Below are 19848 nucleotides of genomic sequence, written 5' to 3' on the forward strand. Positions count from 1 at the left end.
CATTTTTTATGAATCGTTACCATGCTTTCTTCTTACGTATTTCTTACTTATTACGTATCGCATATTTGATTTCTCCTTTATCAAGTCTCAACAAGACCATCTTTTTATATAATCATACGATGTTGATGAATATATGAAATAAAAGAATCCAACACTGCTATGATCAATCCTAAGCGTGTTGGATTTCTTCCCTTTTCTATTTACCTTCTTCATCTTTTAAACGTTGTACACATGCCTTCCTTACTTCATCATTCACAAATGCGGAAATATCTTGACCATAGCGTACCATTTCCCGAATGATGGTACTAGATACAAAAGATTGTGAAGGAGAAGCAAATAAAAGGATTGTTTCAATATCTTCAGCCATATGCTGATTGATACTAGCAATATCGCGTTCGTACTCATAATCCTTCACACTGCGAACACCGCGAATGATGGCAGAAGCTCCATGTTTTCTTGCATATTCTACCGTCAGACAGGTATCGTGATCAATGCGTACGTTCGCTAATTTCGCACAGGCTGCTTTCATAAACTGTAGGCGCTCTTCTAAAGTGAACGCAGAACGTTTTTCTGAATTCTCTAATATGACAACAATAACTTCATCAAACAAATGGCTAGCTCTGGTGATAATATCCAGATGTCCATTGGTGATTGGATCAAAGCTGCCGGGAAAAATGGCTTTTTTCATAATGGCCTCCATTCTTTCGCTACATGCGGGCACAAATTTTCTAAACACACTTACCACTAGTTGTTTTATAGTTTTTAGGAAAGAACACTATAGAGCATGTGGAAGTAAATGGTATTTCTTATTTGCTTAATTTAAATAAGTACCTTTGCCGTATTTTTAAGTTCCCCATTTTTATCAAGTTTTCACCCTTACCTCTTCTTATAATATGTAATACGCGTAATGCCATAGGTGGCATCTTTTACCTGCTCTAATGTTCCATAATACTCTTTAAAGGAATCCTCTTTAAGACTTTCGCAAACAACATCAGCTCCTGAAGAAAGCAGATCATGTTCCTCCAAGTAAGTTAAGATCCAATCAATCTGTTGTTTTTGATAAGGTGGATCTAGATAAACAAGATCAAATTTTCTTCCTTGTTCACTAGCAGCTGCTAGAGCTTTCTTGTAATCCATCTTCCATATTTCACAATTTTGCTGAATGCCTAATGTTTTAATATTCCGACGTATAGTCGCAATCGCCTTGCCATGAATATCACAAAGGATGGAATGGGATATGCCACGACTGATAGCTTCCAAAGACATATTTCCACTACCACCAAACAAATCCAGCATCTCACCACCATCAAAATATGGTCCAATTCTTGAGAATACTGCCTCTTTTACTTTATCTAAAGTAGGCCGTGTCGCATCCCCATCTACTGCCTCTATAACACGAGAACGAAATTTTCCTGCAACTATTCGCATTTTTTTCAACTCCTTATGTATAAACCAAAATTGGATGGGCATCATACTAGTGCAACCAAGTAAATGGTTGCTACCCCCCAATCTTTGTTTCTCCTCTTCCCTTTCTTAAAGAGTCCCTACCCCTTGGGGCTCTTTTTTTATCTACGCCTACTTTCACACTGCCCTGACGTCGAATGCGTGAGATGACCCCCTGAGATATTCCTATGGCACTCATGATAGACATCAAAGAACTACCGCCACTGGATATAAACAATAATGGTACACCAGTCAACGGTATCAATCCGCTGACACCACCGACATTCAAAACAAAATGTACAAAAATATACATGCCGGTACCAATCAAAATAATTTTATAGCCTTCACTTTGCGTATGAAAAGCATAATAGAATAAGCGTTGTAAAATAAGCAAGTAGCCGATTACTACGATACCTAATCCAAACACGCCTAATTCTTCTACAACGATAGAGAGGATGAAATCATTATCGGACTGTGTAAGATATCCATATTTTTGAATAGAGCTACCAAAACCTACACCTGTGATACCGCCTCTGGCGAAACCATATAAGCCATTAATCAATTGATACCCTACACCATGCGGATGTTGGAAAGGATCGATGGCGATATCCACACGACTACTTACATGTTTAAAAACAGGCAGTTTTGCTACCATCGTACTTCCGGTTTCACTCATAAGGAACAATGTACATACTGTGCCAACTATGAGTAACAGTTTTACCGTACGCTGTGCTTTTCTTAAACTGCGATGGGAAGGTATTAAAAAGCAGATTATCGTGATCATCGTCAATACCAACATCGTACCTAAATCACGCTGAAATAAAATTATCACAAAGAAAACAATAAAGAATATGACTGGAATGCGCACAATTGTCCAAAAATCATAGTTTTTGCGACCTGCCAATTCTACATACACAGCCATGATAACCACCATGAAGATTTTAGCAAATTCCGAAGGCTGCAAAGTGACCTCCATTCCAGGAATCGGAATTTGAATCCATGCTTTAGAACCAAACGTTTCTTTTGATACTAAAGTAAATGCCAATAAGCCTAATAGTATTAAACCAGCATAAAGATAAAGCTTCTTTGCCCTTGTCATCGTAAAGTTATTAGCAAAAAAAGTCATTAAGACATATGAGAATACCACAAAAGCCATCTGTTTGAGGATAACTTTCACCAGAACCAGTAAGCCACCGGCCTTTCCGGCATTCGTTGAAATGATCATTAAAGTACCAAAAGCAATTAGGATCAACACAGCTGCCTGCAGCGCCACATCAAATTTCTTTGGCATCTTTAAAGATACAATTATATTTTTTATCCGCAAGTGACATTCTCCTTTCTTTCATGTACTCTTAATGATATCATATTCTATATCATTTTTTAATATTTATTTAGCAAAACTCTTCCATTCTGAAAGAAAAGCGTATAAAATAAAGAACGAAAGAAAAGGAGTCTGTATATGAGCTTTAATTATGATAACATCGTTAAGGATAGTGATCCTATCGTTAGAGAAAAAAGCGTCACCGTACCAATTCCGATGCATGAAGAAGATAAAGAATTGTTAATGGACATGTTGCAATATGTTCGTGACTCACAAGACAGTGAACTGGCAGAAAAGCAGAACCTACGCCCAGCCGTCGGCATAGCGGCGATTCAATTAGGAATTCCTAAAAAAATGCTTGCTGTTGTTGTTCCTAAAGATGAAGAAGAAGATTATGAATTTGCTTTAGCAAATCCTAAGATTATTTCTGAATCAATTCAAAAAGCATATCTGAAAAACGGTGAAGGCTGTTTATCTGTAGAAGAAGAACATGAAGGCATCGTTCCTCGAGCTGCCCGCATTAAGGTCAAAGGCTTTGATTTATTACGTAATGAAGAAATCGTAATTTCAGCTAGCGGTTATCTCGCCATTGTATTACAACATGAAATGGATCATTTCAATGGTACTTTGTTTTATGATCATATCAATGTTACGAATCCTTGGCAGGAAATTCCAGACGCTAAGGTTATTGAATAAATGCTCATTAAGAGCATTTTTTATGCCCAAAACAGGTAGTTAAATGAAAAAAAGATACAGAAGCTGATTATTTTCGCTGATTTATGTTATAATAGAAAAAGATATAGGGTGCATATCAAATATAGTAAGAAAGGAGTTATTATGATAAATCATCATACAACAAATAAAAATCGTGCACCGAGAATCAGTCAGGATACAACGAATAAAGACAGTTATAATAAAATAAATACCGAACGAGGCGATACGCTAATTTATGCAATGGGCGGATTAGGCGAAGTCGGAAAAAATATGTACTGCTTTGAACACGAGAATGAAATCTTAATCATTGACTCTGGTGTTCGTTTTCCTGAGGACGATCTTCTCGGTGTCGATTATGTCATTCCAGATTATAACTATCTGGTGAAGAATAATCGTAAACGTAAAATATTAATTATCACGCATGGTCATGAGGATCATATTGGAGGAATTCCCTTCCTTTTAAAAAGTGTTGATATCGAAGCTATTTACGCACCGGCTTTTGCGGTAGCGTTAATCAATAAAAAATTAGAAGAACGTAAAATGCTAAGAGGCGTTAAAATCGTAGAAATCAATGATCGTAGTTCGGTCAAGATGCAACATTTCACATGTGGTTTCTTCAACACGACACATTCGATACCTGATTCTTTGGGTATTTTGATTAATACGCCAAATGGGCGTATTGTTGAAACTGGTGACTTTAAATTTGACTTGACACCGGTTGGCAGCAATGCTGATTATCAGGTCATGGCTTATATGGGACAGATTGGCGTAGACTTATTAATGAGTGATTCTACCAACTCTGGTGTAGCGGATTTTTCCATTTCTGAAAAGAAAGTGGCAGCAGAAATTTTAGATACCATGAAAAAAACGGATGGACGTTTAATTGTAGCAACCTTTGCTAGTAATGTCTATCGCGTTTCGCAAATCTTAGAAGCGGCTGTTGCTTGTGGACGTAAGGTCATTATCTTTGGACGTAGCATGGAGAATGTTGTAACCATTGGACGTAAAATGGGTAAGATCAAGGTTGGTGAAGAACACTTCTTAAAACCGGAACAGCTTTCTCATACACCAGCATCAAAGACATGTATCGTATGTACCGGCAGCCAAGGAGAACCACTTGCGGCATTGTCTCGTATTGCGAATGGAACACATCGTTTCATCAAACTGATTCCTGGTGATACCGTAATTTTCTCTTCTTCTCCGATACCTGGTAACGGAGCTAGTGTCAATCAGGTTGTTAACAAATTATTTAAAGCCGGGGCAAATGTCCTGACAAAATCAATTTTAGGTAATTTGCATACGACCGGCCATGCCTCACAGGAAGAGCAGAAATTGATGCTGCAGTTGATTAAGCCGAAATACTTCATGCCTGTCCATGGGGAATATAAAATGTTGAAACAGCACAAAGAAACAGCTATGGAGACTGGTATTCCTGAAGAAAATATCTTTACTTGTGCAAATGGGGATGTATTGATTTTGCGTAATCACCATGTATACGAAAGCAGCTTCCGTATTGCGGCTGATGATATTTATGTTGATGGCAATGATATCAGCGGTGTATCTACTGCCGTTTTAAAAGATCGTAAGATTTTGGCGGATAATGGATTAGTTGCAGCTATCATAGCGATTGATTCAAAAGAAAATAAAGTGTTATGCAAACCTGTTATTGTATCTCGTGGATTTGTCTTTATTAAAGATAGTCAGGGCTTATTGAAAGAAGCAGAAATGATTGTATACGATGCATTGAAGGAAAAAATGAAACAGCGTACAACCTTTTCTGATTTAAAGAATTGCGTGCGTTCTACTTTGGAACCGTTCTTATACAATAAGACACATCGTAATCCTATCGTTATTCCTGTTATCATTAATTCAAAAGCGGCTATGGCAGCCATGGCACAAGCTAGAGCCACACGCGTCAATCAACGAAAAACGCCACGAAAACCAACAACACATGAACCATCTTAACCGAAGGAAACCTTCGGTTTTTATTTTCTTATCCTCTTCTTTATGGTAAAATAAATGAGAATATGAGGTGTAAACAGCATGGTGAAAAAACTAGTAAAAATTGTTTCTGTATTATTACTTTTTGCCCTTCTAATTGCAGGTGTTTTCTTTTATTCTATCTACTATTCTGTGGATCATGTGAAGCTTGTAAATGAAACAATCAGTAGTACAAAAATCCCCACTTCAATGAATGATATTAAAATTGCTTTTATAAGCGATATCAAATATCATGGGTTTATGAAAAAAGAAAGACTTTCTACCATGATGGAAACCTTAGAAACCGCAGGGGCTGACATTGTTATCTTTGGCGGCGATGTCTTTACTTCCTTTGAAGAACAAAAACCCGATTCACAAACCGTGCGTGAAATTACTTCCCTGTTACAAAATATTAAAGCTCCATTAGGTAAATTTGCTGTATTAGGAGATGAAGATCTAGTAAGCAAAGAAGCCAAGCAAAAAGTCACCACTATTCTTTATAACAGTGATTTTGAAATTATCACCAATAAGAAATTGCAAATTCGCAACGGCAGTAAAGATAGCATTACACTCATTGGCTTAGATTCCATGATCAATGGCAACCCAAATGTATCCAAGCCTTTTGATAACATTAGTTCTGATGAATTTAATATTATGGTAACGCATTGTCCTGATATCATTAATAATAATGAAATTAACACAAAGTATTTAGATATCATCCTCAGTGGTCATTCTCTCGGTGGTCAAATTTATTTGCCATTGATAGGAGCTTTACAGAAAAGTGAAGGTGCTGATACATATTCACATGGTAAATATAGCATCAATGAAACTAAGCTCTATGTTTCCAATGGTTTGGGGACTGTTAATATGGATATGCGTTTGTTTGCCAGACCACAAATTTTGATCTTTCGTTTGGTGCATGAAAATTAACATGCACCTTTTTACAAACATCACTTCTAAAAGGAGGTTCTTTCATGATTGAAATCACATTTACAGAAAGTGCCGGTGGCGGTTTAAAAATGGCTCATGCCCTTTTGCACAATCAGCAATCTTCTTCACAAACCACCTTGCCAACAGAAATCCCACCTTCTTTTCAAGCATATGTAGGGGAAAATGTGTTTTGTTTTTCCCTTATGTTAACTGTTGGAAAGATTTCTGAAGAGCTGTTCTTTTCCCAACGTCAAGATATACTGCAGCAGCTTTATCATGATTTACCAAAAGATCTTCCTAGTGGAACACAAATGGCTAAGGATTGCATAGAACAAACCAAGCAGCAAATGACGATGTTAAAGAAACGCTTACAAGAAAAAGAAACAATCCGTATCTGGTACAGCCAAACACCGGATGATATTTGTGGATTTTATTGGTTTTGTCATCTATTACAGCAATGGCAGTTTTCAAATACTGTATATCTTCTGAAACTACCTGATTGGGAATATCATGATGGAGATCATGTTAATGTGAACCATCTTTGGAGTGAAGTTGCCCCAGAAGCCTTCTTCTCTTACCTTCCCCTTCAACAAGTTGCTCCCCCATCGCTGATTCAGTATTATGCACAATGCTGGCATACATTGCAAGAGGAAAATGGTAGTTTACGTGCCATCATCAATAATAACTTACTTACTGTTCCACTTACTTTTTATGATTTCCTCATCATAAAAACTTTTGCTAAATTTCATAAACCGGTTGTTGAAGCCTTTGTAATAGGAAAGCTTCTTAGCAAAGAAGCTGTTGGAATTCATGATACTTTTTTACATGCACGCATTCAATTTCTCCTACAAAAAAAACTATTGAAATGCATTGAAAAAGCTGAAGATAAACCTTATTATGATAAACTTCTCCTTAGCGACTATCTGATGTAAGCATATTTCAGCTATGTACTAGTCTTTTGTTTACGCTAAATTCAACAGATAATTATGAAACATACATAAAATAGTACGAAATCATAAATTTATGGAAGTTACTATAAGAATCATATCACAGAAGGATGTCTAGCTGGCATAGTTTATCGTAAAGCCAGCGCCTGCACAAATATATTAAAGCATCCCTATTTCATGCAATAAGGAGAAGATTGCAATTGCTGAGAATCGAAAAAAATGATTTATAATGATACTAATTCCTTTTCCATGCATTTACTAATCCTCTTACATACTATGAATTCATTTTATCGTAAACATACATACAAAAAGAAAAAATCAGGCAGTGTTTTGCCTGATCTTTTTACTGTATCTACGCTTTGATTCTAATACTTTTTTGTCTATGCGCGTAATTGGGCATCAACATCATGTTTCAAAGTTTCCAGGATTTTATCAAAGATTTCATTGATTTCCTTATCCTTTAAGGTACGCTCATTTGACTGGAAGTTGATGGACAATGCTATTGATTTATGTCCTTCTTCTACATGTTCACCGGTATAAACATCAAAGACTTCTACGTTTTGAATGATGTTTTCTTTACCCAATTTACCATTTTTACGAATGCTGTTTAAGATATCCGCAACCTTTACATCTTCTTTAACAACCAATGCCAAATCGCGTGATACACTAGGATATTTGCTGACTTCGATAAATTTAACCTTACTTGCTTTATTGTTTAACAGCACTTCAAGATTTAATTCCATGCCATACACATCATCAATCGCATATTCTTTTGCCATTGCCGGATGAATTTCTCCAAAAATACCCAGTAATTCTTTACCCAAATATAACTCTGCACTGCGATATGGGTGGAAATGTTTCGTATCTAATTTATTTTCTTGAACACGAATACGATTATTACTAAAGCCTAATGCTTCCAGCATGCTTTCAGCCAATCCTTTTAACGTGTAGAAATCAACATCCACACTGAATTTCTGCCAACGGTTTTTCTGCAAAGCACCACTTGCCGCAACAGCTAAGCGTTCTTCTACATGATGATTGCCATACACATTACTGATTTCAAACAATGCTACATCATGCTGATTTCTTGCCTGATTATAAGCAATACATCCCAACAAGGATGGCAGTAAGCTGTTTCGTACATAACGGCGATCTTCACTCATTGGTGATGCCATTTCTACGATATCCTGACTGCATGGAAGGATAGCATCTTCGATATGTTTTTTACTTACCAAAGAATAGCTGACAGCCTCATTATAACCAAGATTACTTAAAATATCGCGTACTCTTCTACGCATTCTTTGACGATTATCTAAAGCCCCTAAAGTTGCTGGCATATATGGCAAAGTACTAGGCAAACGATCATACCCTAAAATACGAATGATTTCTTCTGCAATATCTGCTTCCATACTGATATCGGTACGATAGCTAGGAATGCAGACATGAATGTTTTCCCCTTGTTTGCTAGGAGCAAAGTGCAAATCCTCTAATACTTGCATAACTTCTGCTTCGGCAAAGGTTGTACCTAGCAGTTTGTTGATGCTGTCCAGATTCACATCAAAGGCAACCGGTGTATAGTGATTATCCCCATACTGAACAGTTTCTTCAATACCATCCGCATCTGCATATTCACGTAATAAAGCAACTGCTCGATCCATTGCCTTGAAGGTTGCCATCGGTTCAATGCCTTTTTGGTAACGCACACTGGCATCGGTATTCAGATTCAAACGGCGTGCCGTATTACGGATTGCCACATGATGGAAGATGGCTGCTTCAATGATAATTCCACTTGTTGTATCTTCAATCTTAGAATCATCACCGCCCATAATACCAGCAATACCAATTGGTTTTCCTTCGGTGGTAATTACGATATCATCATCAGTTAAAGCATAATCAACACCATCTAACGCGGTATATGTGCATGCTTGATGATCTTTTACCGTGATTTCCTGAGCCGGAATCGCATTGATATCATAGAAATGCAAAGGCTGTCCAGTTTCTAACATGACGATATTGGAAATATCTACCACGTTATTGATCGATTTCATACCGGCTGCCATTAACAGCTCTTTCATCCATTTTGGTGAAGGTTTGATAGTCACATGATTGATAACCTTCCCTAAGAATAATGGACATTTTTCTGTTTCACTGGAAACTTTTAATTTCGTAGGTGTTCCTATATTAGCACTGCCTTCTTCATAGGGCAATGTCACTTCTTTATGTAAGATAGCCCCGGTTTCCAAAGCCATAGACCAAGCAGCCATACAATCGTTACGATTTGGTGTTAATCCAACATCCAAAATGGCATCATCCAAGCCTAGATATCCTAATGGATCTTCATTGCCAACAGGTGCATCTTCATCCAAGACCTCAATTCCGTTTTTACTTTCTTCACTCAGCATATGTGCATCAACACCAAGCTCCAATAAAGAACAGATCATGCCATTAGAGGCTTGTCCGCGAATCATACCGGCTTTGATTTCACCATCAGGTAACTTTGCCCCAACACGAGCAACGATGACCTTTTGTCCAGCGGCAACATTTGGTGCCCCACAAACAATTTGCTCACTTGTATCCCCTAGATCCACCTGACAAACATGCAAATGGTCACTATCTGGATGTGCTTCACAGCTCAATACCTTACCAATCACCAATTTACTGCCACTTGACATATGCGCAACGCCTTCAACTTCCAAGCCAGCATCGGTAATGCGTTCGGCCATTTCTTCTATCGTAATATCGGACAGATCCATGTACTGTCCTAACCATTTTTTACTTATTATCATGCCAACATCCTCCTACTCGAAACGATTAAATGTCTTCAAGAAGCGAAGATCATTTGTATAGAAATTACGTATATCCGTAATGCCATATTTCAGCATAGCTACACGTTCAATACCGACACCAAACGCAAAACCGCTGCATTTCTCAGGATCATACCCAGCCATACGTAGCACATTTGGATGCACCATGCCGGCACCTAAGATTTCAATCCAACCGGTTCCTTTACAAACCGGGCAGCCCTTGCCTCCACATACATGACAACTAACATCAACTTCCACGCTAGGTTCTGTAAACTGGAAATAGCTTGGACGGAAACGAATCGTACGGCTTTCACCGAACATTTTCTGTGCTAAGAATTCCAAGGTTCCCTTTAAATCAGATAAGGTGATGCCTTCTGCGACAACCAAACCTTCACACTGCATAAACTGATGAGAATGCGTTGCATCATCATCATCACGGCGATAGACCTTACCTGGGCAGATGACCTTGATTGGCAGATGGCAATTTTGTTTTGCATAGTATTCCAATTGGCGCATTTGTACGGCAGTCGTGTGGGTACGTAGCAATTCTTCTTCATTGATGTAGAAGGTATCCTGCATATCTCTGGCAGGGTGATCCTTTGGTATATTGGCACGTTCAAAGTTATAGAAGTCTTCTTCTACTTCCGGACCTTCAGCTACCGTATAGCCTAAACCAATAAACAAATCTTCAATTTCCTGCTGGATGAGCATCAAAGGATGTAAATTGCCCAGGTTCGGCTTTTGACCATCTAAAGTGATATCAATTTTTTCCTTTTCAATCTTTTCTTCCATTTCTTTGATTTCCAACACCTGCTTGCGTTCTTCTATCGCATCCGCAAACATTGTTTTGACCTCATTGACCTGTTGGCCAAAGGCAGGGCGTTCTTCCTTAGGAAGATCTTTCATTGATTTCATAACTTCCTGAATCGGACCTTTTTTACCAAGATACAATACACGTAATTCTTGCAGATCATGCAAACTTTCACAGGCTGCAATCTTAGCAAGGCCTTCTTCTTTGATACTTGTAAGCTTTTCCATACTTTCATTCCTTTCTGCTTATAAAAAAAGCCGCAAGCTACAGGAACCCATGCGTATGGGCGGTACCATCCTGTTTCATCTTGCGACACACTTACTTACAATACACAGATAACCGCTGTGTGATACGGGGGATCATTACTCCCACTCCTAGGTGAATTCATAAAGGCTTTTCACAAAAAGACTTTCAGCTGGTGTCTTTTCTCTCTGGGTGAAGGCATTTTACTACTAGTCCTCATCAACGTATTCTTTATTATTATAAAGAACTTATGCTGAAATTACAAGGGGAAAATCAGAAGAATCAGATGTGCAACAGCATTCACACTCATACACAACAGGATTCCTAATATTGTAGGAATCAGAAATGCCAGCCATGTCCATTTCCAGCTTTGCGTTTCTTTATGAATAGTCAATAATGTGGTAGCACATGGAAAATGCACAAGGGAGAACAGCAGCGTACAAATGGCAGTGATCCATGTCCAACCATGATCAACAAATAAACTCTTAAGTAAGGTCAGATTACTTAGATCATTCATAGAACCACTTGCCATATAAGCCATAATCATAATAGGTACGACAATCTCATTTGCTGGAAATCCTAATAAGAATGCTAATAGAATTACCCCATCCAATCCCATCAATTTCGCAAAAGGATCTAGAAAACCGGAGACATATGCTAAGATCGTAATTCCCTGCACCTCCACGTTGGCGAACAACCAAATGATGATGCCGGCTGGTAACGCCACACTGATGGCCCTTCCCAAAACAAATAAAGTACGATCAAAGATAGAACGAAGGATGACCTTACCAAACTGTGGGCGGCGATATGGCGGTAGTTCCAGAGAAAAACTAGAAGGTATACCCTTTAATAAGGTTTTCGATAAGACTTTTGATACCAAAAAGGTCAAAAAGATACCAAACAAGATGACAAGAGTCAGCAGGAGCGTAGCAAATAAACCATTCCACGGTGCTGCAAACATACCGGCAAAAAACATGGTGATAATACTGATAAGCGTAGGAAAACGTCCATTGCACGGCACAAAGACATTCGTCAAAATAGCAATCAAACGCTCTCTAGGGCTATCAATGATGCGAGCACCGCTAACCCCAACTGCATTACACCCAAAGCCCATTGCCATAGTCAATGCCTGTTTTCCACACGTACAAGCCTTTTGAAAAAAGCCATCCAGATTAAAGGCAATACGCGGAAGATAGCCAAAGTCTTCTAATAAGGTGAATAAGGGAAAGAAAATAGCCATAGGTGGCAACATGACGGCAATGACCCATCCTGCTGTCTTTACCATACCATCCACGAATAAACCTTCTAGCAGTTTTGCCACATGCAGCTGCTCACAAGCCTGATGTAGCCATGCTTCCAATTGAACAAAGAAGGCACTTAGATAAGCACTTGGAACATTGGCACCGGCAATTGTGATCCAAAAAATCAATGCCAATAACACGATCATACACAAAAAGCCCCACACCTTATGCGTAACGATACGATCCATACGCATATCCTTTTCTAAATAGGATCCATCCTCAATCTTGACACACTGATCACAGATCATCTTCGCTTTTTTTTGTAAGGCATTCACTATGATATCCTCAAATTGTTCATAGCAGCCACTTCTTTTTAGATGTTCCTGTTCCTGTCTGACCATAGTCTGAACTTCCTCTTTATTCGTCAAGACGGCATAAAATTTTTCGTCCTCTACTTGCGGATCAAGTAATTTTAATGCCAGAAAATGATGATTCCATCCAGGCGCATGAATAGTCTGTGCCAGTCTTTCGATTGCCTGTTGCAATTGTGCATCATAAGACAGTACACACCACTCACGCAGTGGTTTTTGAGCTGTTTTTTCAATGGCTTCCTTTAAGCTGCGAAATCCTTTTCCATTACGAGCACTCATGCCAACGACTTCAACCTGTAATAAGTTAGCTAATTTATCAAGATCCAGATGGATGTGTTTCTTTTCGGCTTCATCCATCAAATTAACAATTACTACAACACGATTCGTAATTTCCATGGTTTGTAAGACTAAATTCATATTGCGTTCTAACATCGTCGCATCACAAACGACCAGACAGACATCACATTTCTCAAAACAAACGAAATTGCGTGCTACCTCTTCCTCACTAGAATGTGCTAAAAGTGAATAAGTGCCAGGAAGATCGATCATTTCATGAATGCGATCATGATGTGTAAAAGTGCCACTAGCCAGTTCAACAGTTTTACCAGGCCAATTCCCCGTATGCTGTTTCATGCCTGTCAAACCATTAAACACTGTACTTTTTCCGACATTTGGATTTCCCAACAAGGCAATTGTATAGCCCTTTGTTTCTTTTTCATATAATTCATTAATTTCCTCATTCATCTGCATTAATTTCTCAAACAGCACGAAACTCCCCCTTTTCGCGAACTTCGATGTTCTTTTCATCGCTCGCACGCAAAGCAATCTTACCACCTTTTACAATATATGCCCGCATACCTTTGGAGGGTGAGGAAAGAATAGGTTCTACGATATTACCCACAACAAAGCCCAGATCCATCAGCCGGCGTTTCATATGTGCCTCATGATGTAATGCTATGATTTCCACCTGTGTAAGCAAAGGCACCTCCTGTAATGTCATCCTTAAACACCTCCTATGTTAGTATATTGAACCTGGTAAAAATAGCTGATGGCAAATACCTAGACATAGAATAAGATATGTACAAATGCAGCTAGGTTGTATAACTTAAGACAAAAACATAGAGAATTCGTATATAATAAAAAAGATATCTGCAAGAGATGTTTGCAAATATCTTATCGGTTTATAAATTAGTTAATTCCTCATCTAAACATTTTAGATCCTTACGAATAGTTAAGGCTTGCGGACATAGCGTTTCACACTTTCCACATTGTTGACAATGACTAGCTTTTTCTTCTTCCTTCATACTAGTATACGCATCTTTGGTTTTTTGTGCAAAGGCATATTTAGCATACTCATTCCACAATTTGAAATTTTTAGGAATATCTACACCGAAAGGGCAAGGCATACAATAACTACATCCGGTACAGCCATTGCGGGTACGCTCTTTGATCTTCTTCGCTGCTCTTTCAACCAACTGACGTTCTTCCTCTTGCAATGGTGTGAATTGCTCGAAGGTGGAAAGATTATCCAAGACCTGTTCCATGCTAGACATGCCACTTAAGACAACCTTCACATTTGGTTTGCTGGCAACCCAACGCAATGCCCAAGAAGAAATGCTTTTTTCTGGAGCGTATGCCTTCATTTCGGCAGCGATATCTTCTGGCAAATAAGATAATGAACCACCCTTGATTGGTTCCATAATGACCATTGGAATCCCTAGCTGCTCAGCTAAAGCATAGCCACGATCTCCGGCCTGTACATCTGTATCTACATAATTATATTGAATCTGACAAAAATCCCAAGCACGATAAGTTAGAATTTCTTCAAAGACCTCATAACTATCATGAAAAGAAAAACCAAAATTGCGAATCTTTCCTGCTTGCTTTAATTCCTCACAATAGCTCACAATACCTAATTGTTTTGCCTTTTCCCATTTTGCTTTGTCTAAGGCATGTAACAAATAAAAATCAACATAGTCTACATCTAAACGCGCAAGCTGTTTCTCAAACATTACCTTTGCATCATCTAAAGAAGTAAGATCCCATAAAGGAAGTTTGGTTGTCAGGTAAAAACTATCACGTGGATATTTTTTCAGCACCCTGCCCACAAAAGGTTCACTATCACCATGATGGTAAGGAAAAGCCGTATCAATATACGTCACTCCATGGGCAATGGCTGTATCCAACATTTTCGTTGCTTGTTTCTCATCAATGCTGCCATCCTTGTTCGTTGGAAAACGCATACAGCCAAATCCTAATAAAGATGGTGTATATCCATGTTTCATCTCTCTATATTCCATGTGAAAATACCTCCTACTTTTTTTATCATTATACTATGAAATTTTAAAAGAAAACAGGACTATTTCATCCTGTTGTCAATTCCTTTAGGTCAAATGGTGTCATTTGGTATACATAATTCAGCCAGTTGCGATAAAGCAAATTGGCATGGGCACGCCATTTAAAAAGCGGCTCTTTGCTAGGATCATCTTCAGGAAAATAATTATATGGAATCTGAATTTCTTTGCCCTGGTTCAGATCACGGAAATACTCCTGTGCTAAGGTATCCTTTCCATATTCTAAATGCCCCATAATGAAGATACGGCGAAAATCACGTGTAGCAATAATATTAGAGCCTGTTGTATTAGAGCGTGATAAAACTTCCAGTTCCTTGACCTCTGCTAAAGCTTCTTCATCAATCGCTGTATGGCGAGAATGCGGTGTCATATGTACCTCATCAAAGCCATTGGTCAAAAAGTTATATTCATCACACAAGAGCTGCGGGAAGATACCAAATACTTTATGTGGAAGTAAATGCTTTTGGATCCCATAATGATAATATAAGCCTGCCTGCGCACCCCAACAGATATGCACGGTGGAATAAACATGGGATTTGCTCCATTCCATGATCGTACAAAGCTCTTGCCAATAATCCACATCTTCATATTCTAAATGTTCTACCGGTGCTCCGGTAATAATAAGACCATCGTAATGGTTCTCCTTCAACATGGAAAAATCATCATAAAATTTCAATAAATGATCGGCACTGGTATTCTTAGAAACATGGTTGCTGACCTTCATAAAGTCAATATCTACCTGTAAAGGTGATTTACTGATCAAACGCAAGATCTGCGTTTCTGTTTCAATCTTTTTCGGCATCAGATTTAAAATAGCAATGCGCAATGGACGAATATCTTGTTTTCGGGCAACATCCTCTTCTAAGGCAAAGATTTTTTCACTTTCCAAAATCTCCTTAGCAGGCAATCCATTTAGTATATTAATTGGCATACCAAATCACCCTAAATTTGCGCAAAGGCTTGTTTCAGATCATCTAAGATATCTTCCACATTTTCAATACCGCATGATAAACGTATCAAGCCTGGGGTAATACCGCAATTTACCAACTGTTCATCACTTAACTGACGATGTGTTGAGCTTGCCGGATGCAAGACACAGGTACGAATATCGGCTACATGGACTTCCAAAGAAGCGAGTTGTAAATGATCGATAAAGGCAGCGGCGCGCTCCCTTCCCCCTTTAATGGAAAAGGAAATAACTCCACAACAGCCATTTGGCAGATATTTCTGTGCCAAAGTATAGTATTTAGAACTTTTTAAGCCTGGATAGTTTACAAATTCAACAGCTTCCTGACTTTCTAAATATGCAGCCACTTTCTGGGCATTTGCACAATGACGCTCCATGCGCAAAGCCAGTGTTTCTAAGCCTAGGTTTAATAGGAAAGCAGAATGGGCAGCTGGATAGCAACCTAAATCACGCATCAGCTGTACGCGTGCTTTGGTAATATAAGCAGCCTTACCAAAGCTTTCGGTATAAACAATACCATGATAAGATTCATCCGGTGTGCTTAAGCCAGGAAATTTTCCATTATCCCAAGGAAAGTTCCCACTATCTACGATCACACCGCCTACCTGCAAGGCATGTCCATCCATATATTTTGTCGTTGAATGGATTACGATATCGGCACCCCATGCAAATGGACGGCACAAAATCGGTGTAGCAAATGTATTATCAATTAATAAAGGTACATCATGGGCATGTGCTAGTTTGGCAAACTTTTCAATGTCCAACACATTCATGGCCGGATTCGCCATGATCTCACCAAAAACGGCCTTGGTATTCGGACGAAAAGCAGCTTCAATTTCGGCTGGCTGTGCATCCGGGTCAACAAAGGTAACTTCAATGCCAAACTTCTTCAAAGTAATGGCAAATAAATTCACCGTTCCGCCATAAATCGTTGAAGAAGAAATCACATGATCTCCGCTTTCCAACAAATTCATCAAAGCTATGAAAGAAGCACTCTGTCCACTTGTTGTACATAGTGCACCGATACCGCCTTCCAATGCGGCAATCTTTTTTTCTACTGCATCTACAGTAGGATTGGAAATACGTGAATACATATGCCCTTCTGCTGTTAGATCAAATAATTGTCCTACAAAATCAGTTGAATCATATTTATATGTCGTACTTTGATAAATGGGCAATACACGTGGTTCCCCATTCTTTGGTTCATACCCTGCATGTAAGCATTTTGTTTCTATTTTCATAAACGCTCCTCCAATTTTCATATGTTTAATTTTACTATCATTTCTTTCATTATTCAATCTATTTTTATTTCACTCCTACACAGGTTCTTCCTTTGATCTGATCCAATACCCGCATGACCTCCATACTGGCTGCCTGTGACATTAGCGGACTTTCCAATAGTCCTTGTTCCATGCAATCTACAGCATGTTCGATTTCCGGTGTAAAATCACTCTCCATACAAACTTGAATCTTCTCTTGCCCATCCTCTTTCACAAGAAGTGCCTCGGTGTTCTTCCAAAAATTCTCACAAACGATATAGCCGTTATCTCCATATAAAAACCCCTTATTTTCAACTGTCATATTCCAACAGCTGCGAATACTAGCCATGATGCCATTTTCATATTGTAATAAGCATTGCATAAAATCATCATACCCTTTTTGCGTAAGATGGACCATATCTTTGCAGGATACAAGCCTGCTATTGGCAAAAAAGTTTGCATAAACCAATGGGTATACACCGACATCATAACTACAGCCCCCATCCTCTTGACGATAGCCCCAAAAATCATCCGGCATATTTTCCTTACCAAGATCATAACCATAACTTGCCTCAATATAGCGCAATTGCCCGATTGCTCCATCCTGTATCATTTGTTGAATGGTCTGATTTAAAGGAGTAAAAATCGTTTTTTCTGCCTCCATTAAAAAACATCCTTGTTTTTTCGCAAAGGTAAAACACTCCACTACTTGCTCATGATTAGCAACAAATGGTTTTTCACATACTACATGCTTATGATGCTGTAAGCATGCCATGATATGTGTATAATGCAAATAATTAGGGGTACAGATATACACCATATCTACCTGAGGATCATGCAGCAATTCCTCATAGCTCCCATAGGCTTTGGGGCAAGGATGTTGTTTTTGAAAATCTTGAGCGTGTGCGATATTTCGCGATGCTACCGCATATAGCTGTGCATTGTGTGCATAGGCAATCCCCTTTGCAACACGATGTGAAATCTTTCCTAATCCCATGATACCGATATTTTTCATAGACGTTACCTTCCTTTTCCTTTATTGTAACGCAAGGAGATACAACTCGTAAAGAAGTCATTTTCATATGTTTGATTCTTTGTTATAATGAAAAAAAAGGAGGCTTTTAAAATGGAATATGAAATCAAAGGCGGGCAATTACCGGTTGTTGTTTGTCATTTACAAAAAGATGAAAAAGTATTTACCGAATCCGGTGGCATGTGCTGGATGGATGATGGATTTGAAATGTATGCGAATACACGTGGTGGTTTACTAAAAGGATTAGGCCGAGCTATGGCTGGTGAATCCATTTTCTTAACAACCTATACTGCCGGCAACGATAATAGTGAAATTGCCTTTGGCTCTAGTTTCCCCGGTAAGATCTTACCCATTACCTTATGTGATGGAGAATGCATCATCATTCAGAAAACAGCCTTTCTAGCTGCGGAAGACAGTGTCACCTTGCAACCATTCTTCCGTAAACGTTTAGGAGCCGGTTTCTTTGGCGGAGAAGGTTTTATCCTACAAAAACTGATAGGACCGGGAACCGCCTTCTTAGAAATTGATGGCGATATTGTGGAGAAAGAGTTACAACCAGGACAGCTGTTAAAGATCGATCAAGGCTATATCGCGATGTTTGAAGAGCATGTAGATTTTGATATCACAACAGTAAAAGGTTTAAAAAATAAGTTTTTAAGTGGTGAAGGTTTCTTCTTGGCAACCTGTAAAGGTCCGGGCAAAGTATGGTTACAAACCATGCCATTCTCAGTCTTAGCTGATCGTATCATCGATATTGTACCACATCAATAAAACAATGCTTCCTTTCAAAGCCATCTATCCTGATGGCTTTTTCTTTTGCGAATATAGATGGTTCTTTTTTACAAAAAGGTATTGTCAAATTCACAAAAATATTGTATATTATTAACGCAATCAAGATGCGGGTGTAGTTCAATGGTAGAACTTCAGCCTTCCAAGCTGACTACGTGAGTTCGATTCTCATCACCCGCTCCATTAAGAACGATAAGCGATGATTCCTATCATCGTTTTTATTTTCTACTTTCATCATATTTCTTTTGCTTCATCGATTTCATCATAGTATTTTACCCTTATTTGCGATACAATAGGCATGGTGATAAAGATGAAAAGAAAACAGACTTGGTTTTATATAGGCGTTGGTGTTGTCCTATTGTTACTAATCTATATGATTGGTGTAGGTGCCAATGGGAAAGCTTTGGCTGCCCGCCAAAAAGTTTTTACCTTTCATAAAGGTGAAGTCTTGCCAAAGAAAGCAACTTATTATGTAAAAGGCATCACCAATCCCAAAAAAGTAGAAATGGACATGTCCCAAGTCAACACAGATAAAACCGGCAACTATATCCTACATATCAAACAATCTTCACATACCTATGATGTAAAGATTCAAATCATTGCATGAGAAAACACCGATAAAGGTTAGCTTCACCGGTGTC

General features: G+C 38.6%; 17 protein-coding genes and 1 tRNA gene. 7 read left to right on the forward strand and 11 right to left on the reverse strand.

From position 1 onward, the window contains the following. Positions 1-196: 196 nt before the first annotated feature. The 3 genes from coaD to LI241_RS03720 form a co-directional block, all read right to left on the reverse strand. Entirely contained in the window at positions 197-688 is a 492-nt protein-coding gene (gene coaD, locus LI241_RS03710) for a pantetheine-phosphate adenylyltransferase (RefSeq protein WP_008688011.1), read from the reverse strand. 188 nt (positions 689-876) lie between these two features. Next, positions 877-1470 (reverse strand): 16S rRNA (guanine(966)-N(2))-methyltransferase RsmD, encoded by a 594-nt coding sequence (gene rsmD, locus LI241_RS03715; protein ID WP_081484685.1) that lies wholly within the window; start codon positions 1468-1470, stop codon positions 877-879. Positions 1471-1498: 28 nt separating this feature from the next. Then, complete coding sequence (locus LI241_RS03720; RefSeq protein WP_008688009.1) at positions 1499-2767, reverse strand: FtsW/RodA/SpoVE family cell cycle protein; 1269 nt, start codon at positions 2765-2767, stop codon at positions 1499-1501. A 135-nt stretch (positions 2768-2902) separates the two neighbouring features. Between LI241_RS03720 and def the strand changes: the two genes are divergently transcribed. The 4 genes from def to LI241_RS03740 all read left to right on the forward strand — a co-directional run bounded on the left by def (position 2903) and on the right by LI241_RS03740 (position 7320). Beyond that, entirely contained in the window at positions 2903-3460 is a 558-nt protein-coding gene (def, locus tag LI241_RS03725; protein WP_008688008.1) for a peptide deformylase, read from the forward strand. A gap of 141 nt (positions 3461-3601) precedes the next feature. Further along, a complete protein-coding gene (rnjA, locus tag LI241_RS03730; protein ID WP_008688007.1) occupies positions 3602-5443 on the forward strand; it encodes a ribonuclease J1 in 1842 nt (613 codons plus the stop codon). A gap of 78 nt (positions 5444-5521) precedes the next feature. Then, complete coding sequence (locus tag LI241_RS03735) at positions 5522-6388, forward strand: metallophosphoesterase (RefSeq protein WP_008688006.1); 867 nt, start codon at positions 5522-5524, stop codon at positions 6386-6388. Positions 6389-6432: 44 nt separating this feature from the next. Beyond that, positions 6433-7320, forward strand: coding sequence for a DUF3658 domain-containing protein (locus LI241_RS03740; protein ID WP_213540024.1), 888 nt, complete (start codon positions 6433-6435; stop codon positions 7318-7320). A gap of 395 nt (positions 7321-7715) precedes the next feature. Here the strand turns inward: LI241_RS03740 and pheT are convergent, their stop codons facing one another. The 8 genes from pheT to LI241_RS03780 form a co-directional block, all read right to left on the reverse strand. Beyond that, entirely contained in the window at positions 7716-10121 is a 2406-nt protein-coding gene (gene pheT / locus LI241_RS03745; RefSeq protein ID WP_008688002.1) for a phenylalanine--tRNA ligase subunit beta, read from the reverse strand. A gap of 12 nt (positions 10122-10133) precedes the next feature. Then, the gene (pheS, locus tag LI241_RS03750) at positions 10134-11177 is read right to left on the reverse strand and encodes a phenylalanine--tRNA ligase subunit alpha (protein ID WP_008687999.1); all 1044 of its coding nucleotides are present in this window, start codon (positions 11175-11177) and stop codon (positions 10134-10136) included. A 275-nt stretch (positions 11178-11452) separates the two neighbouring features. Beyond that, positions 11453-13573, reverse strand: a complete 2121-nt coding sequence (feoB, locus tag LI241_RS03755; RefSeq protein WP_008687998.1) for a ferrous iron transport protein B — start codon at positions 13571-13573, stop codon at positions 11453-11455. Next, positions 13563-13805 carry a FeoA family protein gene (locus LI241_RS03760; protein WP_008687996.1) on the reverse strand — a complete coding sequence of 81 codons (243 nt, stop codon included), beginning with the start codon at positions 13803-13805 and terminating at the stop codon, positions 13563-13565. The genes feoB and LI241_RS03760 overlap by 11 nt, the downstream gene beginning before the upstream one ends. Positions 13806-13986: 181 nt before the next feature. Then, entirely contained in the window at positions 13987-15105 is a 1119-nt protein-coding gene (locus LI241_RS03765; RefSeq protein WP_008687995.1) for an aldo/keto reductase, read from the reverse strand. Between the two features lie 64 nt (positions 15106-15169). Then, positions 15170-16090 (reverse strand): homoserine O-succinyltransferase, encoded by a 921-nt coding sequence (metA, locus tag LI241_RS03770; RefSeq protein WP_008687993.1) that lies wholly within the window; start codon positions 16088-16090, stop codon positions 15170-15172. 11 nt (positions 16091-16101) lie between these two features. Further along, entirely contained in the window at positions 16102-17367 is a 1266-nt protein-coding gene (locus tag LI241_RS03775; protein WP_008687992.1) for an O-acetylhomoserine aminocarboxypropyltransferase/cysteine synthase family protein, read from the reverse strand. Positions 17368-17431: 64 nt separating this feature from the next. Then, positions 17432-18400, reverse strand: coding sequence for a Gfo/Idh/MocA family protein (locus LI241_RS03780; RefSeq protein WP_008687991.1), 969 nt, complete (start codon positions 18398-18400; stop codon positions 17432-17434). Positions 18401-18511: 111 nt separating this feature from the next. Between LI241_RS03780 and LI241_RS03785 the strand changes: the two genes are divergently transcribed. The 3 genes from LI241_RS03785 to LI241_RS03795 all read left to right on the forward strand — a co-directional run bounded on the left by LI241_RS03785 (position 18512) and on the right by LI241_RS03795 (position 19814). Continuing rightward, a complete protein-coding gene (locus LI241_RS03785; protein ID WP_008687990.1) occupies positions 18512-19189 on the forward strand; it encodes a TIGR00266 family protein in 678 nt (225 codons plus the stop codon). A gap of 127 nt (positions 19190-19316) precedes the next feature. Then, positions 19317-19390, forward strand: a tRNA-Gly gene (locus LI241_RS03790). A gap of 127 nt (positions 19391-19517) precedes the next feature. Beyond that, positions 19518-19814, forward strand: coding sequence for a hypothetical protein (locus tag LI241_RS03795; protein WP_117547522.1), 297 nt, complete (start codon positions 19518-19520; stop codon positions 19812-19814). Positions 19815-19848: the final 34 nt, after the last annotated feature.

Origin of the sequence: Longicatena sp. 210702-DFI.1.196 (assembly GCF_020563125.1) — a bacterium.
GTDB classification, from domain to species: domain Bacteria; phylum Bacillota_I; class Bacilli_A; order Erysipelotrichales; family Erysipelotrichaceae; genus Longicatena; species Longicatena caecimuris.